This window comes from Zestomonas insulae, from assembly GCF_016901015.1.
In the GTDB taxonomy this organism is placed as follows: domain Bacteria; phylum Pseudomonadota; class Gammaproteobacteria; order Pseudomonadales; family Pseudomonadaceae; genus Aquipseudomonas; species Aquipseudomonas insulae.
The window spans coordinates 560,549-576,988 of record NZ_JAFEUP010000001.1 but is presented as its reverse complement, the minus strand read 5'-3'; the positions used below and the strand labels follow the sequence as shown (position 1 = coordinate 576,988).

Here is a 16,440-nt window from a genome sequence, read left to right as displayed (position 1 = left end):
CTGCTCGCCATGACTGCCCATCGAATCGCGTTTCTGGTTTGGCCTGGTACCAAGGCAATGACCCTGGCCCTGGCGGAGGAAGCGCTGCGTGTCGCCCAGCGTCTGCACCCCGACGTGGTCTACGACCTGCTGTTCCTCCAGGCCGAGCCGGCCGCCGAAGGTGCCTGGCGCCTGCCCGGCGAACCCTGGGCCGGCAAGCTGGAGGGTTGCCAGAAACTGTTCCTGGTCGCCGACGAGCCGCCGGCGGCCCTCGCGCCACCGCTCGGCAATGCACTCAAGCAGCTGGCGCGCAGCGGTTGCGTGCTTGGCGGACTGTCCGCCGGGGTCTACCCGTTGGCTCAGCTGGGTCTGCTCGACAGCTACCGCGCCGCAGTGCACTGGCGCTGGCAGGATGATTTCGGCGAGCGCTTCCCCAAGGTCATCGTCACCAGCCACCTGTTCGACTGGGATCGCGATCGCCTGACCGCCTGTGGCGGCCTGGCCGTGCTCGACCTGCTGCTCGCCGTGCTCGCCCGTGACCACGGCGCCGAACTGGCCGGCGCGGTCAGCGAGGAACTGGTGGTCGAGCGCATCCGCGAAGGCGGCGAGCGCCAGCGCATTCCGCTGCAGAACCGCCTCGGTTCCAGCCACCCGAAGCTCACCCAGGCGGTGCTGCTGATGGAGGCGAACATCGAGGAGCCGCTGACCACCGACGAGATCGCCCAGCATGTGTGCGTCTCGCGACGTCAGCTGGAGCGCATCTTCAAGCAGTACCTCAATCGTGTGCCGAGCCAGTACTACCTGGAGCTGCGCCTGAACAAGGCGCGTCAGCTGCTGATGCAGACCAGCAAGTCGATCATCCAGATCGGCCTGTCCTGCGGCTTCTCCTCCGGCCCGCACTTCTCCAGCGCCTACCGCAACTTCTTCGGCGCCACCCCGCGCGAAGACCGCAACCAGCGCCGCAGCGCCAGCCCCTTCGAGCTCAGCCCGGCAGTGGTCGAGCGCGGCTAGACGTCGTTTCCCTTCACAGCTTGAACTGCGCGGTCAGCGTGGTGCCCTGGCCGGGCACCGAGCTGACATGGAAGTGCCCGCCAAGCGCCTCGACCCGGTAGCGCATGCCGGCCAGGCCGAGGCGCGTGTTGCCCAAGCACTCGGCGAGCATATCGGCCTTGGCGATGCCCGGTCCGGCGTCGGCGACTTCCACGGTCAGCTGGCCGTTGCGGTACTGCGCGCTGACCCGCTGGCCCTGGCCGCCGGCGTGGCGATAGGCGTTGGTCAGGCCTTCCTGGACGAAGCGGTAGATGCAGAACTTCAGCGGCAGCGGCGCGTGGGCGGGCAGGCTGCCGAGCTCCAGGCGCACCTGGGTGCTGGTGCGCTGCTCGTGGCGCTGGGCGACCAGGTGCAGTTCCTCGTCGAGGGTCAGGTCGCCGATTTCCGGCAACACCAGGCCGCGGGAGATCGCGCGAATCTCGCGCAGGGCATCCGCAGCGGCGCTGCGCATCACCTCGTAGGTGCTGTCCTGGCTGTCGGTGACCGGCTCGCCGCGCTCCTTCTGCTGTTCGGCGAAGTCATCGAGCATCACCAGGATCAGGGTCAGCAGCTGCGCCGGGCCGTCGTGCAGGTCCGCGCCGATGCGCCGCATGGTCAACTCGTTGACCCGTGAGAACTCGTGGTTGGCGGTGTTGATGCGACGTTGCAGCACGGTGTTGCGCGCGTGCAGGCGGGCCTGTTCGCGTACCCGCTGGTGCAGCGCGGTTTGCTGCTGGTCGATGATCCGGTCGCCGCGCCGCACGATGACGAACAGCAGGATCAGCATGGCCAGGGTCGCCGCGCCGACCACCGCCCAGACCTGCCGGCGCACGTTGCTGATTTCCCGTTCGAGGGCCTCGGCCTGTTCATAGAACTCGCCCACGGCAAGAATCCGGCCGGTACCGAATTCGCGCAGCGGGGCGTAGATCTCGTACAGCGGGGTGTTGAGGCGGCGCTCGAACTGGTTTTCGTCCTCGTCGAGTTCCTCCAGGCCGGTGACGATGCGTCCGCGCAGCGCCTCGGCGATCTCGTCGGTGGCGAAGGTCTTGCCGACCATGGATTTATCGGTGCTGTAGAGCACCTTGCCGTCGGCGCGCCAGACCTTCACCGAGACCACGTGGCGGTTCAGCGAGCCGTTGACCATCAGCCGGTCGATCGCCTCGATGCTCTGCCGCGACAGTTCATTGGCGACCACCAATTCCTGCACGAACGGTTCGAGGAACGCCTCCATATACACCGCACCGGCTTCCGCGGCGCTTTGCACCGCGGCGCGCTCGACCGTGGTGCTGACCACCTGGCCGACCAGGGTCATGGTCAGGCCGAGGATGATGCTGGCGGCCAGGACGAACTGCGTCGAGCGGCTGATGCGGCGACGGGGCGGGCGCTGCCCGGGCTGCTGCGCGGGCGCTTCGGGTTCCGAGGTCATGGGCGCGCTGCCGGACCCTGGGGGCGGGGGCGATTCGCTGTGAGTGTCGAGGGGCATCCGCGCAACTCCTGTAAACGCCAGGCTGGGCCTGGGCGGTGTCCGAACCAGAAATGCGGATTACCTGATTGCGTATCGTGAATTAAAGCGCTTCGGCGCGTGGCGAATCCTATGATTTCGTTCTACCGGCAGGCCGTTTTCCTATCATTCGGATCGACCCGATCGTGGGGGGCAGAGCGTCTAGCGCCTGGCTTCGTCACCGCAGCCGGGCAAGGAAATTTCCCCGGCAAATACCGCTTGCCGCCCGCTCAGCGTTTAAACTGCGCAATTCCGACGCTTTTCGTCGCATCGACGCAAAGCCCGGAAATTCACGGGTGGGCGCTGTAAGAAGTTGTCGCATCGCGGCAAGGTCCATCCGGGATCAGTCCCTACAATCCTTTTCAGTACTCGCCAGTCAAGGCAGTGCGCTTCTTACCAGGAGAGCTTCGATGTCCGTTCAGCACGAGCCGGTGCAACGCGCCGATTTCGACCAGTACATGGTGCCCAACTACGCCCCCGCCGCCTTTATTCCGGTGCGTGGCCAGGGTTCGCGAGTCTGGGACCAGAGCGGTCGAGAGCTGATCGACTTCGCTGGCGGCATCGCCGTGAACTCCCTGGGCCATGCGCACCCGGCGCTGGTGCAGGCGCTGACCGAGCAGGCCAACGCGATCTGGCACGTGTCCAACGTGTTCACCAACGAGCCGGCCCTGCGCCTGGCCAAGAAGCTGGTCGAGGCGACCTTCGCCGAGCGCGTGTTCCTCGCCAACTCCGGCGCCGAGGCCAACGAGGCGGCGTTCAAGCTGGCCCGCCGCTACGCCCATGACGTTCATGGTCCGGAGAAATTCGAGATCATCGCGGCAAGCAACAGCTTCCACGGTCGCACCCTGTTCACCGTCAGCGTCGGCGGCCAGCCGAAGTATTCCGACGGTTTCGGGCCGAAGATCGAGGGCATCACCCATGTCCCGTTCAACGACCTCGACGCGCTGAAGGCGGCGATTTCCGACAAGACCTGCGCGGTGGTGCTCGAGCCGGTGCAAGGCGAGGGCGGCGTACTGCCGGCCGACCAGGCCTACCTGGAAGGCGCCCGTGCGCTGTGCGACCAGCACAAGGCGCTGCTGGTGTTCGACGAAGTGCAGAGCGGCATGGGCCGCAGCGGCGAGCTGTTCGCCTACCAGCACTACGGCGTGGTCCCGGACATCCTCTCCAGTGCCAAGAGCCTGGGCGGCGGCTTCCCGATCGGCGCGATGCTGACCACCAGCGAAATCGCCAAGCACCTGGCGGTCGGCACCCACGGCACCACCTACGGCGGCAACCCGCTGGCCAGTGCGGTTGCTGGTGCAGTGCTGGACGTGATCAACACCCCGGAAGTGCTCGGCGGCATCAAGACCAAGCACGAGCGCTTCAAGGCGCGTCTGCTGGCGCTGGGCGCCAAGTACGGCATCTTCACCGAAGTGCGTGGCCTCGGCCTGCTGATCGGTGCGCAACTGGCCGACGCCTGGAAAGGCAAGGCCAAGGACGTGCTCAACGCGGCCGAGAAGGAAGCGGTGATGGTCCTGCAGGCCGGCCCGGACGTGGTGCGTTTCGCGCCCAGCCTGGTGATTCCGGATGCCGACATCGACGAAGGCCTGGATCGCCTGGAACACGCCATCGTCAAGCTGACTCAGCAGTAATCGCAGTGGGCACTTGGACGTGCCCCTGCCTCAGTTCTGTGTGCACCGTGGCAAACCCTCGCCACGGTTTTCTCTGAGCGGTTCAGCGCGAACGGCTCGGAGCTTTTCTTCAGAGGAGTGACACCCATGCTGGTGATGCGTCCCGCGCAAATGGCCGATCTGGCGGAAGTACAGCGCCTCGCTGCGGACAGCCCGGTGGGTGTGACCTCGCTACCCGATGATGCGGCACGACTGAGCGAGAAGATCGCTTACTCGGAAGCCTCGTTTTCGGCGGAAGTCAGTTTCAACGGCGAGGAAAGCTACTTCTTCGTCCTCGAGGACAGCGCCACCGGCCGCCTGGTCGGCTGCTCGGCGATCGTCGCCTCGGCCGGCTACTCCGAGCCGTTCTACAGTTTTCGCAACGAGACCTTCGTGCACGCCTCGCGCGAGCTGAAGATCCACAACAAGATTCACGCCCTGTCGCTGTGCCACGACCTGACCGGCAACAGCCTGCTGACCAGCTTCTACGTCGAGCGGCCGCTGGTCGACAGCGTGTTCGCCGAGCTCAATTCGCGGGCCCGCCTGCTGTTCGTCGCGAGCCACCCTGAGCGCTTCGCCGATGCGGTGGTGGTGGAGATCGTCGGCTACAGCGACGAGCACGGCGACTCGCCGTTCTGGGATGCGGTGGGGCGCAACTTCTTCGACATGAACTACACCGAAGCCGAGCGCCTCAGTGGCCTGAAGAGCCGCACCTTCCTCGCCGAGCTGATGCCGCATTACCCGATCTACGTACCGTTGCTGCCGGACGCCGCCCAGGAAGCCATGGGCCAGGTGCATCCGCGCGCGCAGATCACCTTCGACATCCTCATGCGCGAAGGCTTCGAGACCGACCACTACATCGACATCTTCGACGGTGGGCCGACCCTGCATGCGCGCACTTCGGGCATCCGTTCGATCGCCCAGAGCCGCATGGTGCCGGTACGCGTCGACGACAGCGTGACCAGCCTGCGTGGCGGCCGCCAGTACCTGGTGTGCAATGGCCAGCTGCAGGATTTCCGCGCCGCGGTGGTCGAGCTCGACTGGGTTCCCGGCAAGCCGGTCAGCCTGACCGCGGCGGTCGCCGAAGCGCTGGGCGTCGGCGAAGGCGCCAGCGTGCGTCTGGTCGCGGTCTGAATTTCGATCCTTCTCCCGCAGGGAGGAGGTGGCCCGTCAGGGCCGGATGAGGGAAGGCCCTCACCGCCAGCCCGTTCCCCGTGGAGGGAAGGGTGACTTTTGGAGGATCTATGATCGTTCGTCCCGTCCGCAGCGCCGATTTGCCGGCTCTGCTTGAGCTCGCCCGCAGTACCGGCGCCGGCCTGACCACGCTGCCGGCCAACGAGGAGCGCCTGGCGCACCGGGTCGGCTGGGCGGAGAAGACCTTCCGCGGTGAGGCCGAGCGTGCCGATGCCGATTACCTGTTCGTGCTGGAAAGCGACGACGGCCAGGTGGTGGGGATTTCCGCGGTGGCCGGCGCGGTCGGTCTGCGTGAGCCCTGGTACAACTACCGGGTCGGCCTGACGGTCAGCGCCTCGCAGGAGCTGAAGATCCACCGCGAGATTCCCACCCTGTTCCTCGCCAACGACCTGACCGGCAACTCCGAGCTGTGCTCGTTGTTCCTCCACGCCGGGCACCGCAGCGGCCTCAACGGTCGTCTGCTGTCGAAGGCGCGCATGCTGTTTATCGCCGAGTTCCGTTCGCTGTTCAGCGACAAGGTGATCGCCGAGATGCGTGGCCTGTCCGACGAGGACGGTCGCTCGCCGTTCTGGGAAAGCCTCGGCCGGCACTTCTTCAAGATGGAATTCAGCCAGGCCGACTACCTGACCGGGGTCGGCAACAAGGCCTTCATCGCCGAGCTGATGCCCAAGTTCCCGCTGTACACCTGCTTCCTCTCCGAGGCGGCGCGCAACACCATCGGCCGCGTTCACCCGAACACCGAACCGGCGCTGGCCATGCTCAAGGCCGAGGGCTTCGGTTATCAGGGCTACGTCGACATCTTCGACGCCGGTCCGGCCATCGAGGCGGAAACCGACAAGATTCGTGCAGTGCGCGACAGCCAGGTGCTGGTGCTGGCCATCGGCACGCCCGGCGAGGACGCCGCGCAGTACCTGGTGCACAACCGCAAGCTGCAGGACTGCCGTATCACCGCCGCGCCGGCGCGCCTCGCCGCCGGCACCCTGGTGGTCGACGCGCAGGCCGCCAAGCGTCTCAATCTGCGCGCGGGCGACCAGGTTCGTGCGGTGCCGCTGTCGGCCAAGGAGAGCAACTGATGAGTCTGTACATCGCCGGCCGCTGGCTGGACGGTCAGGGCGAGGCCCTGGAATCGCTCAATCCGGTCACTCAGGCGGTGATCTGGAACGGTCGCGCCGCCAGCGCCGCGCAAGTCGCTGCCGCTGTGGCCAGCGCCCGCAGCGCCTTTCCGGCCTGGGCGCGGCGTCCGCTGGAAGAGCGCATCGCCATTCTCGAACGCTTCGCCGAGGCCCTGAAGGCGCGCAGCGACGAGCTGGCGCGCTGCATCGGCGAGGAAACCGGCAAGCCGCTGTGGGAGTCGGCCACCGAGGTGACCAGCATGGTCAACAAGGTCGCCATCTCGGTGCAGGCGCACCGCGAGCGTACCGGCGAGAAGAGCGGCCCGCTGGGCGACGCCAACGCCGTGCTGCGCCACAAGCCGCATGGCGTGGTGGCGGTGTTCGGCCCGTACAATTTCCCCGGTCACCTGCCCAACGGGCATATCGTCCCGGCGCTGCTGGCCGGCAATACGGTGATCTTCAAACCCAGCGAGCTGACCCCCAAGGTCGCCGAGCTGACCGTGCAGTGCTGGGCCGCTGCGGGTCTGCCGGACGGCGTACTCAACCTGCTGCAGGGCGCGCGCGATACCGGCGTGGCGCTGGCCGGGCATGCCGACATCGACGGCCTGTTCTTTACCGGCTCGAGCCGCACCGGCAATCTGCTGCACAGCCAATTCGCTGGCCGTCCGGACAAGATCCTCGCCCTGGAAATGGGGGGCAACAACCCGCTGGTGGTCGATGAGCTGCAGGACGTCGACGCGGCGGTCTACACCATCATCCAGTCCGCGTTCATCTCCGCCGGACAGCGCTGCACCTGCGCGCGCCGTCTGCTGATGCCGCAGGGCGCCTGGGGCGATGCGCTGCTGGCGCGTCTGGTGGCGGTCAGCGCGACCATCAAGGTCGGCGCGTTCGACGAGCAGCCGGCGCCGTTCATGGGCTCGGTGATTTCCCTGGCGGCCGCCGAGCACCTGCTCAAGGCGCAGCGCCAGCTGATCGCCCACGGCGCCGTGCCGCTCCTGGAAATGACCCAGCCGCTGGCCACCGCCGCGCTGCTCACCCCGGGCATCCTGGATGTCAGCAAGGTCGCCGAGCGCCCGGACGAGGAGTTCTTCGGTCCGCTGCTGCAAGTGGTGCGCTATGCCGATTTCGATGCCGCCATCGCCGAGGCCAACGCCACGCAATACGGCCTGGCCGCCGGGCTGCTGTCGGATTCGCGCGAACGCTTCGAACAGTTCTGGCTGGAAAGCCGCGCCGGCATCGTCAACTGGAACAAGCAGCTCACCGGAGCCGCCAGCTCGGCGCCGTTCGGCGGCGTCGGCGCGTCCGGCAACCACCGGCCGAGTGCCTACTACGCGGCCGATTACTGCGCCTATCCGGTCGCTTCGCTGGAGAGCGATAGCCTGAGCCTGCCTGCCACCCTGACTCCGGGAGTGTCTCTGTGATGTCCGCCTATGAAATGAACTTCGACGGCCTGGTCGGCCCGACCCATAACTATGGCGGTCTGTCGTACGGCAACGTCGCCTCGCAGAGCAACAGCCAGGCGGTCTCCAGCCCGCGTGAGGCGGCGCTGCAGGGCCTGACCAAGATGAAGGCGCTGCTCGACATGGGCTTCAAGCAGGGCGTGCTGGCCCCGCAGGAGCGTCCAGACGTCGCTGCGCTGCGCGCCCTGGGTTTCTCCGGCAGCGACGCGCAGGTGGTCGAGAAGGCCGCCAAACAGGCGCCGGCGCTGCTCACTGCGTGCAGTTCGGCGTCCAGCATGTGGGTCGCCAACGCTTGCACGGTCAGCCCGAGTGCCGACACCGCCGATGGCCGCGTGCACTTCACCGCCGCCAACCTCAACTGCAAGTTCCACCGCAGCATCGAGCACCCGACCACCAGTCGCGTGCTCGCCGCGATGTTCAACAACGAACAGCATTTCGCCCACCACCCGGCCTTGCCGCCGGTGGCGCAGTTCGGCGACGAAGGCGCGGCCAACCACACGCGCTTCTGCAAGAGCTACGGCGAGGCCGGCGTGGAGTTCTTCGTGTTCGGTCGCAGCGCCTTCGATAGCTGTTTCCCGGCGCCGCAGCGCTACCCGGCGCGGCAGACCCTGGAAGCCTGCCAGGCGGTCGCCCGTCTGCACGGCCTGGATGACGCCGGGGTGGTCTACGCCCAGCAGAATCCGGCGGTGATCGATCAGGGCGTGTTCCACAACGACGTGATCGCGGTCGGCAACGGCGAAGTGCTGTTCCACCACCAGGACGCCTTCCTCGACACCGAGCAGGTGCTCGCCGAGTTGCACGACAAGCTGGGCCGCCGCGGCGGACGCTTCCGCGCTGTGTGCGTGCCGCGCGATGCGGTTGGCGTCGAGGACGCGGTGCAGTCCTACTTGTTCAACAGCCAGTTGCTGACCCGCGCCGACGGCAGCATGCTGCTGATCGTGCCGGACGAGTGCCGGCAGAACGAGCGCGTCTGGCAGTACCTGTCGCAGCTCACCGCCGAAGACGGGCCGATCCGCGAAGTGAAGGTCTTCGACCTCAAGCAGAGCATGCAGAACGGCGGCGGCCCGGCGTGCCTGCGCCTGCGCGTGGCCCTCAAGGACAACGAGTTCCAGGCGGTCAATCCGGGCGTGGTGATGAGCGCCACGCTGCATGACACGCTGGTCGCCTGGGTCAACAAGCACTACCGCGACCGCCTCACCGAGAGCGATCTCGGCGACCCGCAACTGTTGACCGAATGCCGCACGGCCTTGGATGAGCTGACCGGCATCCTTAAACTGGGCTCGGTCTACCCTTTCCAAATCGATTGAGAGCACCCACATCATGTCCGACGCCCTGCAACTCGTTCTAGAAGACACCGACGGCACCCAGCTGGAAACCTCGTGCACCCGCTTCGCCGTGATCTGGCAAGGCAAGGAAGTGTGGGTTCAGGCGGTCGGCGGCCAACTGCTAATCGGCGTGGACGTGGAGGAGGGCGATACCGAGTACGCCAACCTGCTGCTGCGCCCGCAGGCGACCAACCTGGTCAGCCTGGAGCTGGAGATGGAACCGATCGAAGCCGATGACGACGATCACGTGCATGGCCCGGATTGCAACCACGATCATTGAGGTAACGCGATGCTAGCCCTCGGCAAGTTGCTTGAAATGACCCTGGCCGACCACGAGCCGGCGGCCAAGATCCAGCTGACTGCCGAGGGTGCCCGCCTGCGCTGGCTGGCGCCCGGTGCGCTTGAAGTGACGCCGCCGGCCGAGCTGGATAGCGGCCTCGACCTGCTCCTCTCCGCCGGCATTCACGGCAACGAGACCGCGCCGATCGAACTGCTCGACCGGCTGCTGCACGACATCGCCCGCGGCACGCTCAAGCCGCACGCCCGCCTGCTGTTCCTGTTCGGCAACCCCGAAGCGATGCGCCGCGGCGAGCGCTACATCGAGCAGGACATCAACCGCCTGTTCAATGGCCGCCACGAGCAGAGCAGCGGACCGGAAGCGCTGCGCGCCGGCGAGCTGGAGCGGCTGGCGGCCAACTTCTTCGCCCAGGCGCAACGCACGCGCCTGCACTATGACCTGCATACCGCGATTCGCGGCTCGAAGATCGAGCAGTTCGCCCTCTATCCCTGGGCCGAAGGCCGCCAGCACTCCGCCCGCGAACTGGCGCGCCTGCGTGCCGCCGGCATCGACGCGGTATTGCTGCAGAGCAAGGCGTCGATCACTTTCAGTTCCTACACCTACGCCAAGCTCGGCGCCGAGGCGTTCACCCTCGAACTGGGCAAGGCGCGGCCGTTCGGCCATAACCAGGCGGTCAACCTCGACCTGCTGGAGGCGCGCCTGCGCGCCTTGATCGACGGCAGCGAACCGGCGGTGGCGGTCGGCGAGCTGGACGGCTTGCAGCTGTTCGCCGTGTCCCGCGAGGTGATCAAGCGCAGCGACGCGTTCCGTCTACACCTGCCGATGGATGTCGAGAACTTCAGCGAGCTGGCGCAAGGCTATCTGCTCGCGGAAGACATCGCCGGCACGCGCTGGGTGGTGGACGAGGCGGGGGCGCGGATCATCTTCCCCAACCCGAAAGTGCAGAACGGCCTGCGCGCGGCAATCATCGTCGTGCCCGCCGATCGCCAGGCGTTGCTCGCCCAGAGCTGACCGCATGCTGCGCTTATGCCGCAAATAGCGGCGTTTCCGCGGCGTATAGTGGCTTTCTATCGTACAAACACTCTGTACCCGCGGCGCAGGGCCGATATAATGCGGCCCTTTGCCGGCGAACCGTGCGGCGGTTGCGAAACCCTGCGTTCGTCGTGGTCGAGCGAATAGAAAAGGTCGGTCCAGGCCTGTCGCTCCGGGGCAGTCAGCTGTTTTCCTCCTGCACCCGTCTGACCGCGGCTTCGCCCGTGACGTTTTGCAATCGCCTAAATGGCCGCAGTTTCCTGAGAAAAGCCTATGAAAAGCGCAGAAATCCGTGAAGCCTTCCTCCGCTTCTTCGAAGAGAAGGGACATACCCGCGTCGCCTCCAGCTCGCTGATCCCGGCGAACGACCCGACCCTGCTGTTCACCAACGCCGGGATGAACCAGTTCAAGGACTGCTTCCTCGGTCTGGAAAAGCGCGCCTACACCCGCGCCACCACCAGCCAGAAGTGCGTACGGGCCGGCGGCAAGCACAACGATCTGGAAAACGTCGGCTACACCGCGCGTCACCACACCTTCTTCGAAATGCTGGGTAACTTCAGCTTTGGCGACTATTTCAAGCGCGATGCCATCCATTTCGCCTGGGAGTTCCTCACTTCGGACAAGTGGCTGAACCTGCCGCAAGAGAAGCTGTGGGTCACCGTCTACGCCACCGACGACGAGGCCTATGACATCTGGAACAAGGAAGTCGGTGTGCCGGCCGAGCGGATGATCCGCATCGGCGACAACAAGGGCGCGCCGTACGCTTCCGACAACTTCTGGGCGATGGGCGACACCGGCCCGTGCGGCCCGTGCACCGAGATTTTCTTCGATCACGGCGAGCACATCTGGGGCGGCCCACCCGGCTCGCCGGAAGAGGATGGCGACCGCTACATCGAGATCTGGAACAACGTGTTCATGCAGTTCAACCGCACCGCGGACGGCGTACTGCACGCCTTGCCGGCGCCGAGCGTGGACACCGGCATGGGCCTCGAGCGCATCAGCGCGGTGCTGCAGCACGTCAACTCGAACTACGAGATTGACCTGTTCCAGAGCCTGCTGGCCGCTTCGGCCAAGGCCATCGGCTGCAGCAACGACGGCCAGGCGTCGCTGAAAGTGGTCGCCGACCACATCCGTTCCTGCGGCTTCCTGATCGCCGACGGCGTCACCCCGTCCAACGAAGGCCGTGGTTACGTGCTGCGCCGCATCATTCGCCGCGCCTGCCGTCACGGCAACAAGCTGGGTGCCAAGGGCAGCTTCTTCTACCAGATCGTCGCCGCGCTGGTCGCCGAGATGGGTGAAGCCTTCCCTGAGCTGAAACAACAGCAGGCGCACATCGAGCGCGTACTGAAGACCGAAGAAGAGCAGTTCGCCAAGACCCTCGAGCAGGGCCTGAAGATCCTCGAGCAGGACCTGGCCGGCCTGCAGGGCAAGGTGATCCCGGGCGACGTGGTGTTCAAGCTGTATGATACCTACGGCTTCCCGGTCGACCTGACTGGCGACATCGCCCGCGAGCGCGAGCTGAGCATCGACGAGGAAGGCTTCGAGCGCGAAATGGAGGCGCAGCGTGAGCGCGCCCGTTCCGCCAGTGCCTTCGGTCTGGACTACAACAGCCTGGTCAAGGTCGACAGCGATACGCGCTTCCTCGGTTACGAAGGCACCTCGGGCAGCGGCAAGATCGTCGCGCTGTTCAAGGCCGGCGCGGCAGTCGATTCGCTGGGCGAAGGCGAGGAGGGCGTGGTCGTCCTCGACCAGACGCCGTTCTACGCCGAATCCGGCGGCCAGGTCGGTGATGGCGGTTACCTGGAAGGCGCCGGCGTGCGTTTCGACGTGCGCGACACCACCAAGGCCGGCGGTGCGCACCTGCACCACGGCGTGGTTGCCAAGGGCAGCCTCAGCGTGGGTGCTTCGGTCAAGGCCGAGGTGGACGCCTCGGTACGTCAGGCCACCGCACTCAACCACTCCGCCACCCACCTGCTGCACGCCGCGCTGCGCCAGGTGCTCGGCGAGCACGTGCAGCAGAAGGGTTCGCTGGTCGACAGCCAGCGCCTGCGCTTCGACTTCAGTCACTTCGAGGCGATCAAGCCGGAACAGCTGAAGGCCCTGGAAGAGCTGGTCAACGCCGAGATTCGCAAGAACAGCGAAGTCGAGACCGAAGAGACCGACATCGAAACTGCGAAGCGCAAAGGCGCGATGGCACTGTTCGGTGAGAAGTATGGCGACGAAGTGCGCGTGCTGAGCATGGGCGGCAGCTTCTCCGTCGAGCTGTGCGGCGGTACCCACGTGGCACGTACCGGCGACATCGCCCTGTTCAAGATCACCAGTGAAGGCGGCGTGGCTGCTGGCGTGCGCCGTATCGAGGGCGTCACCGGCGCCGCAGCGCTGGCCTATCTGAACGCTGCGGAAGAGCAACTGAAAGAAGCCGCGGCGCTGGTCAAGGGCAGTCGCGACAACCTGATCGACAAGCTCGGCGCGGTGCTCGAACGCAACCGCCAGCTGGAAAAGGAGCTCGAGCAGCTCAAGGCCAAGGCCGCCAGCGTCGCGGGCAACGATCTGGCCGGCTCGGCCGTCGAGGTCAAGGGCGCCAAGGTGCTTGCTGCGCGCCTGGATGGTGTGGACGGCAAGGGCCTGCTGGCGCTGGTCGACCAGTTGAAGAACAAGCTGGGCAGCGCAGTGATCCTGCTCGGCGGCGTGCAAGACGATAAGGTGGTGCTGGTCGCCGGTGTGACCCAGGATCTGACCGGCAAGCTCAAGGCTGGCGACCTGATGAAGCAGGCGGCTGCGGCGGTTGGCGGCAAGGGCGGCGGTCGTCCGGACATGGCGCAGGGGGGCGGCACCGATGCTGCCGCGGTCGAGACTGCGCTGGCGCTGGCGGTGCCTTTCGCCGAGCAGCAGCTGTAATCGAAAGCCCGGCCCGCCGCGCGCCCGGCGGGCCTTGGCAGTCTTTCGCGTTAACTGTTTAATGGGCGCCCTTCGCGGGCTGAGGCAGTTTTGAAATGGCTTTGATCGTACAGAAATTTGGGGGCACTTCCGTCGGCACCGTCGAGCGTATCGAGCAGGTGGCCGAGAAGGTGAAGAAGTTCCGCGAGGCGGGCGACGACATCGTCGTCGTGGTCTCGGCGATGAGTGGCGAAACCAACCGCCTGATCGACCTGGCCAAGCAGATCAGTGATCAGCCGGTGCCGCGTGAACTGGATGTGATGGTGTCGACCGGCGAGCAGGTGACCATCGCCCTGCTGGCCATGGCGCTGATCAAGCGCGGCGTGCCGGCGGTGTCCTATACCGGCAACCAGGTGCGCATCCTCACCGACAGTGCGCACAACAAGGCGCGAATCCTGCAGATCGACGATCAGAAGCTGCGCACCGACCTCAAGGCCGGTCGTGTGGTCGTGGTGGCTGGTTTCCAGGGCGTCGACGAGCACGGCAACATCACCACCCTCGGCCGCGGCGGCTCCGATACCACCGGTGTGGCGCTGGCCGCAGCGCTGAAAGCCGACGAGTGCCAGATCTACACCGACGTCGACGGGGTCTACACCACCGACCCGCGTGTGGTGCCGCGTGCGCAGCGTCTGGACAAGATCACCTTCGAAGAAATGCTGGAAATGGCCAGCCTCGGTTCGAAAGTGCTGCAGATTCGCTCGGTGGAGTTCGCCGGCAAGTACAACGTCCCGCTGCGCGTGCTGCACAGCTTTCAGGAGGGGCCGGGCACCCTCATTACCCTTGATGAAGAGGAATCCATGGAACAGCCGATCATTTCCGGCATCGCCTTCAATCGCGACGAAGCCAAGCTGACCATCCGTGGCGTGCCGGACACCCCCGGCGTGGCCTTCAAGATCCTCGGCCCGATCAGTGCCGCGAACATCGAAGTGGACATGATCGTGCAGAACGTGGCGCACGATAACACCACCGACTTCACCTTCACCGTGCACCGCAACGACTACCAGAATGCCCTGCGCATCCTCGAGCAGACCGCGCGGGAAATCGGCGCGCGCGAAGCGGGCGGCGATATCGATATTGCCAAGGTGTCGATCGTCGGTGTCGGCATGCGCTCGCACGCCGGTGTCGCCAGCCGCATGTTCGAGGCGCTGGCCAAGGAAAGCATCAACATCCAGATGATCTCGACGTCGGAAATCAAGGTCTCCGTGGTCATCGAGGAGAAGTACCTGGAGCTCGCCGTGCGGGCTCTGCATACGGCCTTCGAGCTGGATGCGCCTTCGCCGCAAGGCGAGTAGGTTGGAAGGTAAAAGGCGCGGACTACCGCGCCTTTTATCGTTTGGGCCGTCGGGGCGGAACTTTCTTTCTGCTCGCGCTAGTCAATACTCTGGTGAAGGCGCCTAGCCCTTGATAAGTGTGAACGCAGTCACCATTTTAATTTTGCAGACTGATTTGCTGTTCTGAACTGTTATCCGTGAGGAGAAAGGAATGCTGATTCTGACTCGACGGGTCGGAGAGACCCTGATGGTGGGTGACGATGTCACCGTCACCGTGCTGGGAGTGAAGGGTAACCAAGTGCGCATCGGGGTCAACGCTCCGAAGGAAGTTGCCGTGCACCGGGAAGAGATTTACCAGCGCATCCAAAAAGAGAAAGACCAAGAACCAAGCCACTAATTTTTCTGAGATTTTTGGCTTTGCAAACGGGGAAAACATGGTTATCATGCGCCCCGTGTTGCGGAGAGGTGGCCGAGTGGCCGAAGGCGCTCCCCTGCTAAGGGAGTACACCTCACAAGGGTGTCGGGGGTTCGAATCCCCCCTTCTCCGCCATGTTTTGTGTTGTAGGGTTGATGTTCGTTAGTCCGATAAGTTGTTGAAAATAATCGGATTGGCACTTGAACAAAGCAATTCACTCCCTATAATGCGCACGCTCAGCGCACTCATAGCTCAGCTGGATAGAGTACTCGGCTACGAACCGAGCGGTCGGAGGTTCGAATCCTCCTGAGTGCGCCATATAAAAGTTGGTTTTTAGCGATAAAGATCGACACGTTTCAACCAGTGGTGATCTGGTCTATCAAGCGCCGACACGCACTCATAGCTCAGCTGGATAGAGTACTCGGCTACGAACCGAGCGGTCGGAGGTTCGAATCCTCCTGAGTGCGCCATATCGAAAAGGGCCTGCAGCAATGCAGGCCCTTTTTCTTTGTCCGCTATTTGGCTTTATTGCCGCGCACGCAGCCATTTTCGTCGAAGCTCACGCTGCGGCTGCGGCCTTTGGTGTCGCGGTACTGATAACGGGTCTGACCGTTCTGGCTGCTGACCTTGCCCGGCTTACCGAGCGCGTTTTCGACATCCGCACGCGTCATGCCGGTGTGCATTTCCTGTTGGATGATCGCCTTGCGGCGTGCGCTGGCGGCGAGCTGGCTGCCGCAGGCGTCCTGTGGTTCAGCGATGCCGGTCACCTTCTGTTCGGAGTGTCCTCGCGCATCCGATTTCTCTTTATGTTTACCGACTTTTGCCATCGGCACGGGTTTGCCGCTGCCTGGCGTCGGATTGTCTGCGCTTTGCAGTAGCTGCTGCTGTTCCGTGGGGCAGCCATGTAACGTGAAGGTGACTTTGCCGTTGCGGTCTTCGCAACGAAACACTGTGGCAGCCTGTGCGACTTGCTGGAAGGTGAGGGTGTGCAGCAGGCATGCGCATAGGCATGCCGGGATAGGTTTGAGCATGGCGACGTCCTCCTTGACGGTCGCGGGCGAGCTTAATCGGCGATTTGCCGGCTGCGCCACTTGTGTCCTTTTTATTGTGCTTCGCGTCGCAGTCAGTGGGCGTGGATTACGCTCAACTTTGCTGTGCAACTGCTTGTTCTTGCCAAGATTTTGTCGCGTGTGATGAGGCGGTCGGTGGTATTATCTTGGCCGTCTGCCCCGCCGGGG

13 protein-coding genes and 3 tRNA genes are annotated in these 16,440 nt (G+C 65.0%); 14 read left to right on the top strand and 2 right to left on the bottom strand.

Features of this window, described 5'->3' with window-relative positions:
• Positions 1 to 9 precede the first annotated feature (9 nt).
• Entirely contained in the window at positions 10 to 990 is a 981-nt protein-coding gene (gene argR / locus JQX08_RS02815; RefSeq protein ID WP_204914560.1) for a transcriptional regulator ArgR, read from the top strand.
• Positions 991 to 1,003: 13 nt separating this feature from the next.
• On the opposite strand, the gene JQX08_RS02810 is transcribed toward argR, so the two are convergent.
• Complete coding sequence (locus JQX08_RS02810) at positions 1,004 to 2,434, bottom strand: sensor histidine kinase (RefSeq protein ID WP_239481954.1); 1,431 nt, start codon at positions 2,432 to 2,434, stop codon at positions 1,004 to 1,006.
• Between the two features lie 485 nt (positions 2,435 to 2,919).
• Between JQX08_RS02810 and JQX08_RS02805 the strand changes: the two genes are divergently transcribed.
• The 13 genes from JQX08_RS02805 (at position 2,920) to JQX08_RS02745 (ending at position 15,672) form a co-directional block, all read left to right on the top strand.
• Positions 2,920 to 4,140, top strand: a complete 1,221-nt coding sequence (locus JQX08_RS02805) for an aspartate aminotransferase family protein (protein ID WP_204914557.1) — start codon at positions 2,920 to 2,922, stop codon at positions 4,138 to 4,140.
• Between the two features lie 126 nt (positions 4,141 to 4,266).
• A complete protein-coding gene (gene aruF / locus JQX08_RS02800; protein WP_204914555.1) occupies positions 4,267 to 5,292 on the top strand; it encodes an arginine/ornithine succinyltransferase subunit alpha in 1,026 nt (341 codons plus the stop codon).
• A gap of 110 nt (positions 5,293 to 5,402) precedes the next feature.
• Complete coding sequence (astA, locus tag JQX08_RS02795) at positions 5,403 to 6,425, top strand: arginine N-succinyltransferase (protein ID WP_204914553.1); 1,023 nt, start codon at positions 5,403 to 5,405, stop codon at positions 6,423 to 6,425.
• Positions 6,425 to 7,885 carry a succinylglutamate-semialdehyde dehydrogenase gene (astD, locus tag JQX08_RS02790; protein WP_204914551.1) on the top strand — a complete coding sequence of 487 codons (1,461 nt, stop codon included), beginning with the start codon at positions 6,425 to 6,427 and terminating at the stop codon, positions 7,883 to 7,885. Before astA ends, astD begins: the two co-directional genes overlap by 1 nt.
• Positions 7,885 to 9,231, top strand: coding sequence for an N-succinylarginine dihydrolase (gene astB / locus JQX08_RS02785; RefSeq protein WP_204914549.1), 1,347 nt, complete (start codon positions 7,885 to 7,887; stop codon positions 9,229 to 9,231). The genes astD and astB overlap by 1 nt, the downstream gene beginning before the upstream one ends.
• A gap of 13 nt (positions 9,232 to 9,244) precedes the next feature.
• Positions 9,245 to 9,529: a topoisomerase II gene (locus JQX08_RS02780; protein WP_204914547.1), complete on the top strand. Its 285-nt coding sequence runs from the start codon at positions 9,245 to 9,247 to the stop codon at positions 9,527 to 9,529.
• A 9-nt stretch (positions 9,530 to 9,538) separates the two neighbouring features.
• Positions 9,539 to 10,558: a succinylglutamate desuccinylase gene (gene astE, locus JQX08_RS02775; RefSeq protein ID WP_204914545.1), complete on the top strand. Its 1,020-nt coding sequence runs from the start codon at positions 9,539 to 9,541 to the stop codon at positions 10,556 to 10,558.
• A gap of 294 nt (positions 10,559 to 10,852) precedes the next feature.
• Positions 10,853 to 13,477, top strand: a complete 2,625-nt coding sequence (alaS, locus tag JQX08_RS02770) for an alanine--tRNA ligase (RefSeq protein ID WP_204914543.1) — start codon at positions 10,853 to 10,855, stop codon at positions 13,475 to 13,477.
• A gap of 95 nt (positions 13,478 to 13,572) precedes the next feature.
• The gene (locus tag JQX08_RS02765) at positions 13,573 to 14,808 is read left to right on the top strand and encodes an aspartate kinase (protein ID WP_204914542.1); all 1,236 of its coding nucleotides are present in this window, start codon (positions 13,573 to 13,575) and stop codon (positions 14,806 to 14,808) included.
• A 190-nt stretch (positions 14,809 to 14,998) separates the two neighbouring features.
• The gene (csrA, locus tag JQX08_RS02760; RefSeq protein ID WP_003283978.1) at positions 14,999 to 15,184 is read left to right on the top strand and encodes a carbon storage regulator CsrA; all 186 of its coding nucleotides are present in this window, start codon (positions 14,999 to 15,001) and stop codon (positions 15,182 to 15,184) included.
• Between the two features lie 62 nt (positions 15,185 to 15,246).
• Positions 15,247 to 15,337: transfer RNA gene (locus JQX08_RS02755), tRNA-Ser, on the top strand.
• Positions 15,338 to 15,443: 106 nt separating this feature from the next.
• Positions 15,444 to 15,520: transfer RNA gene (locus JQX08_RS02750), tRNA-Arg, on the top strand.
• Between the two features lie 75 nt (positions 15,521 to 15,595).
• Positions 15,596 to 15,672 (top strand) — tRNA-Arg (locus JQX08_RS02745).
• 45 nt (positions 15,673 to 15,717) lie between these two features.
• Here the strand turns inward: JQX08_RS02745 and JQX08_RS02740 are convergent.
• Positions 15,718 to 16,233: a DUF4124 domain-containing protein gene (locus JQX08_RS02740; protein WP_204914541.1), complete on the bottom strand. Its 516-nt coding sequence runs from the start codon at positions 16,231 to 16,233 to the stop codon at positions 15,718 to 15,720.
• Positions 16,234 to 16,440 lie beyond the last annotated feature (207 nt).

What these genes read in the sequence shown, in the direction of transcription:
- aruF (WP_204914555.1), top strand. Translation starts at nt 4,267, where the DNA reads ATGCTGGTGATGCGTCCCGCGCAAATGGCCGATCTGGCGGAAGTACAG.
- astD (WP_204914551.1), top strand. Translation starts at nt 6,425, where the DNA reads ATGAGTCTGTACATCGCCGGCCGCTGGCTGGACGGTCAGGGCGAGGCC.
- JQX08_RS02780 (WP_204914547.1), top strand. Translation starts at nt 9,245, where the DNA reads ATGTCCGACGCCCTGCAACTCGTTCTAGAAGACACCGACGGCACCCAG.
- argR (WP_204914560.1), top strand. Translation starts at nt 10, where the DNA reads ATGACTGCCCATCGAATCGCGTTTCTGGTTTGGCCTGGTACCAAGGCA.
- JQX08_RS02765 (WP_204914542.1), top strand. Translation starts at nt 13,573, where the DNA reads ATGGCTTTGATCGTACAGAAATTTGGGGGCACTTCCGTCGGCACCGTC.
- csrA (WP_003283978.1), top strand. Translation starts at nt 14,999, where the DNA reads ATGCTGATTCTGACTCGACGGGTCGGAGAGACCCTGATGGTGGGTGAC.
- JQX08_RS02740 (WP_204914541.1), bottom strand. Translation starts at nt 16,233, where the DNA reads ATGCTCAAACCTATCCCGGCATGCCTATGCGCATGCCTGCTGCACACC.
- astA (WP_204914553.1), top strand. Translation starts at nt 5,403, where the DNA reads ATGATCGTTCGTCCCGTCCGCAGCGCCGATTTGCCGGCTCTGCTTGAG.
- astE (WP_204914545.1), top strand. Translation starts at nt 9,539, where the DNA reads ATGCTAGCCCTCGGCAAGTTGCTTGAAATGACCCTGGCCGACCACGAG.
- alaS (WP_204914543.1), top strand. Translation starts at nt 10,853, where the DNA reads ATGAAAAGCGCAGAAATCCGTGAAGCCTTCCTCCGCTTCTTCGAAGAG.
- astB (WP_204914549.1), top strand. Translation starts at nt 7,885, where the DNA reads ATGTCCGCCTATGAAATGAACTTCGACGGCCTGGTCGGCCCGACCCAT.
- JQX08_RS02810 (WP_239481954.1), bottom strand. Translation starts at nt 2,434, where the DNA reads ATGACCTCGGAACCCGAAGCGCCCGCGCAGCAGCCCGGGCAGCGCCCG.
- JQX08_RS02805 (WP_204914557.1), top strand. Translation starts at nt 2,920, where the DNA reads ATGTCCGTTCAGCACGAGCCGGTGCAACGCGCCGATTTCGACCAGTAC.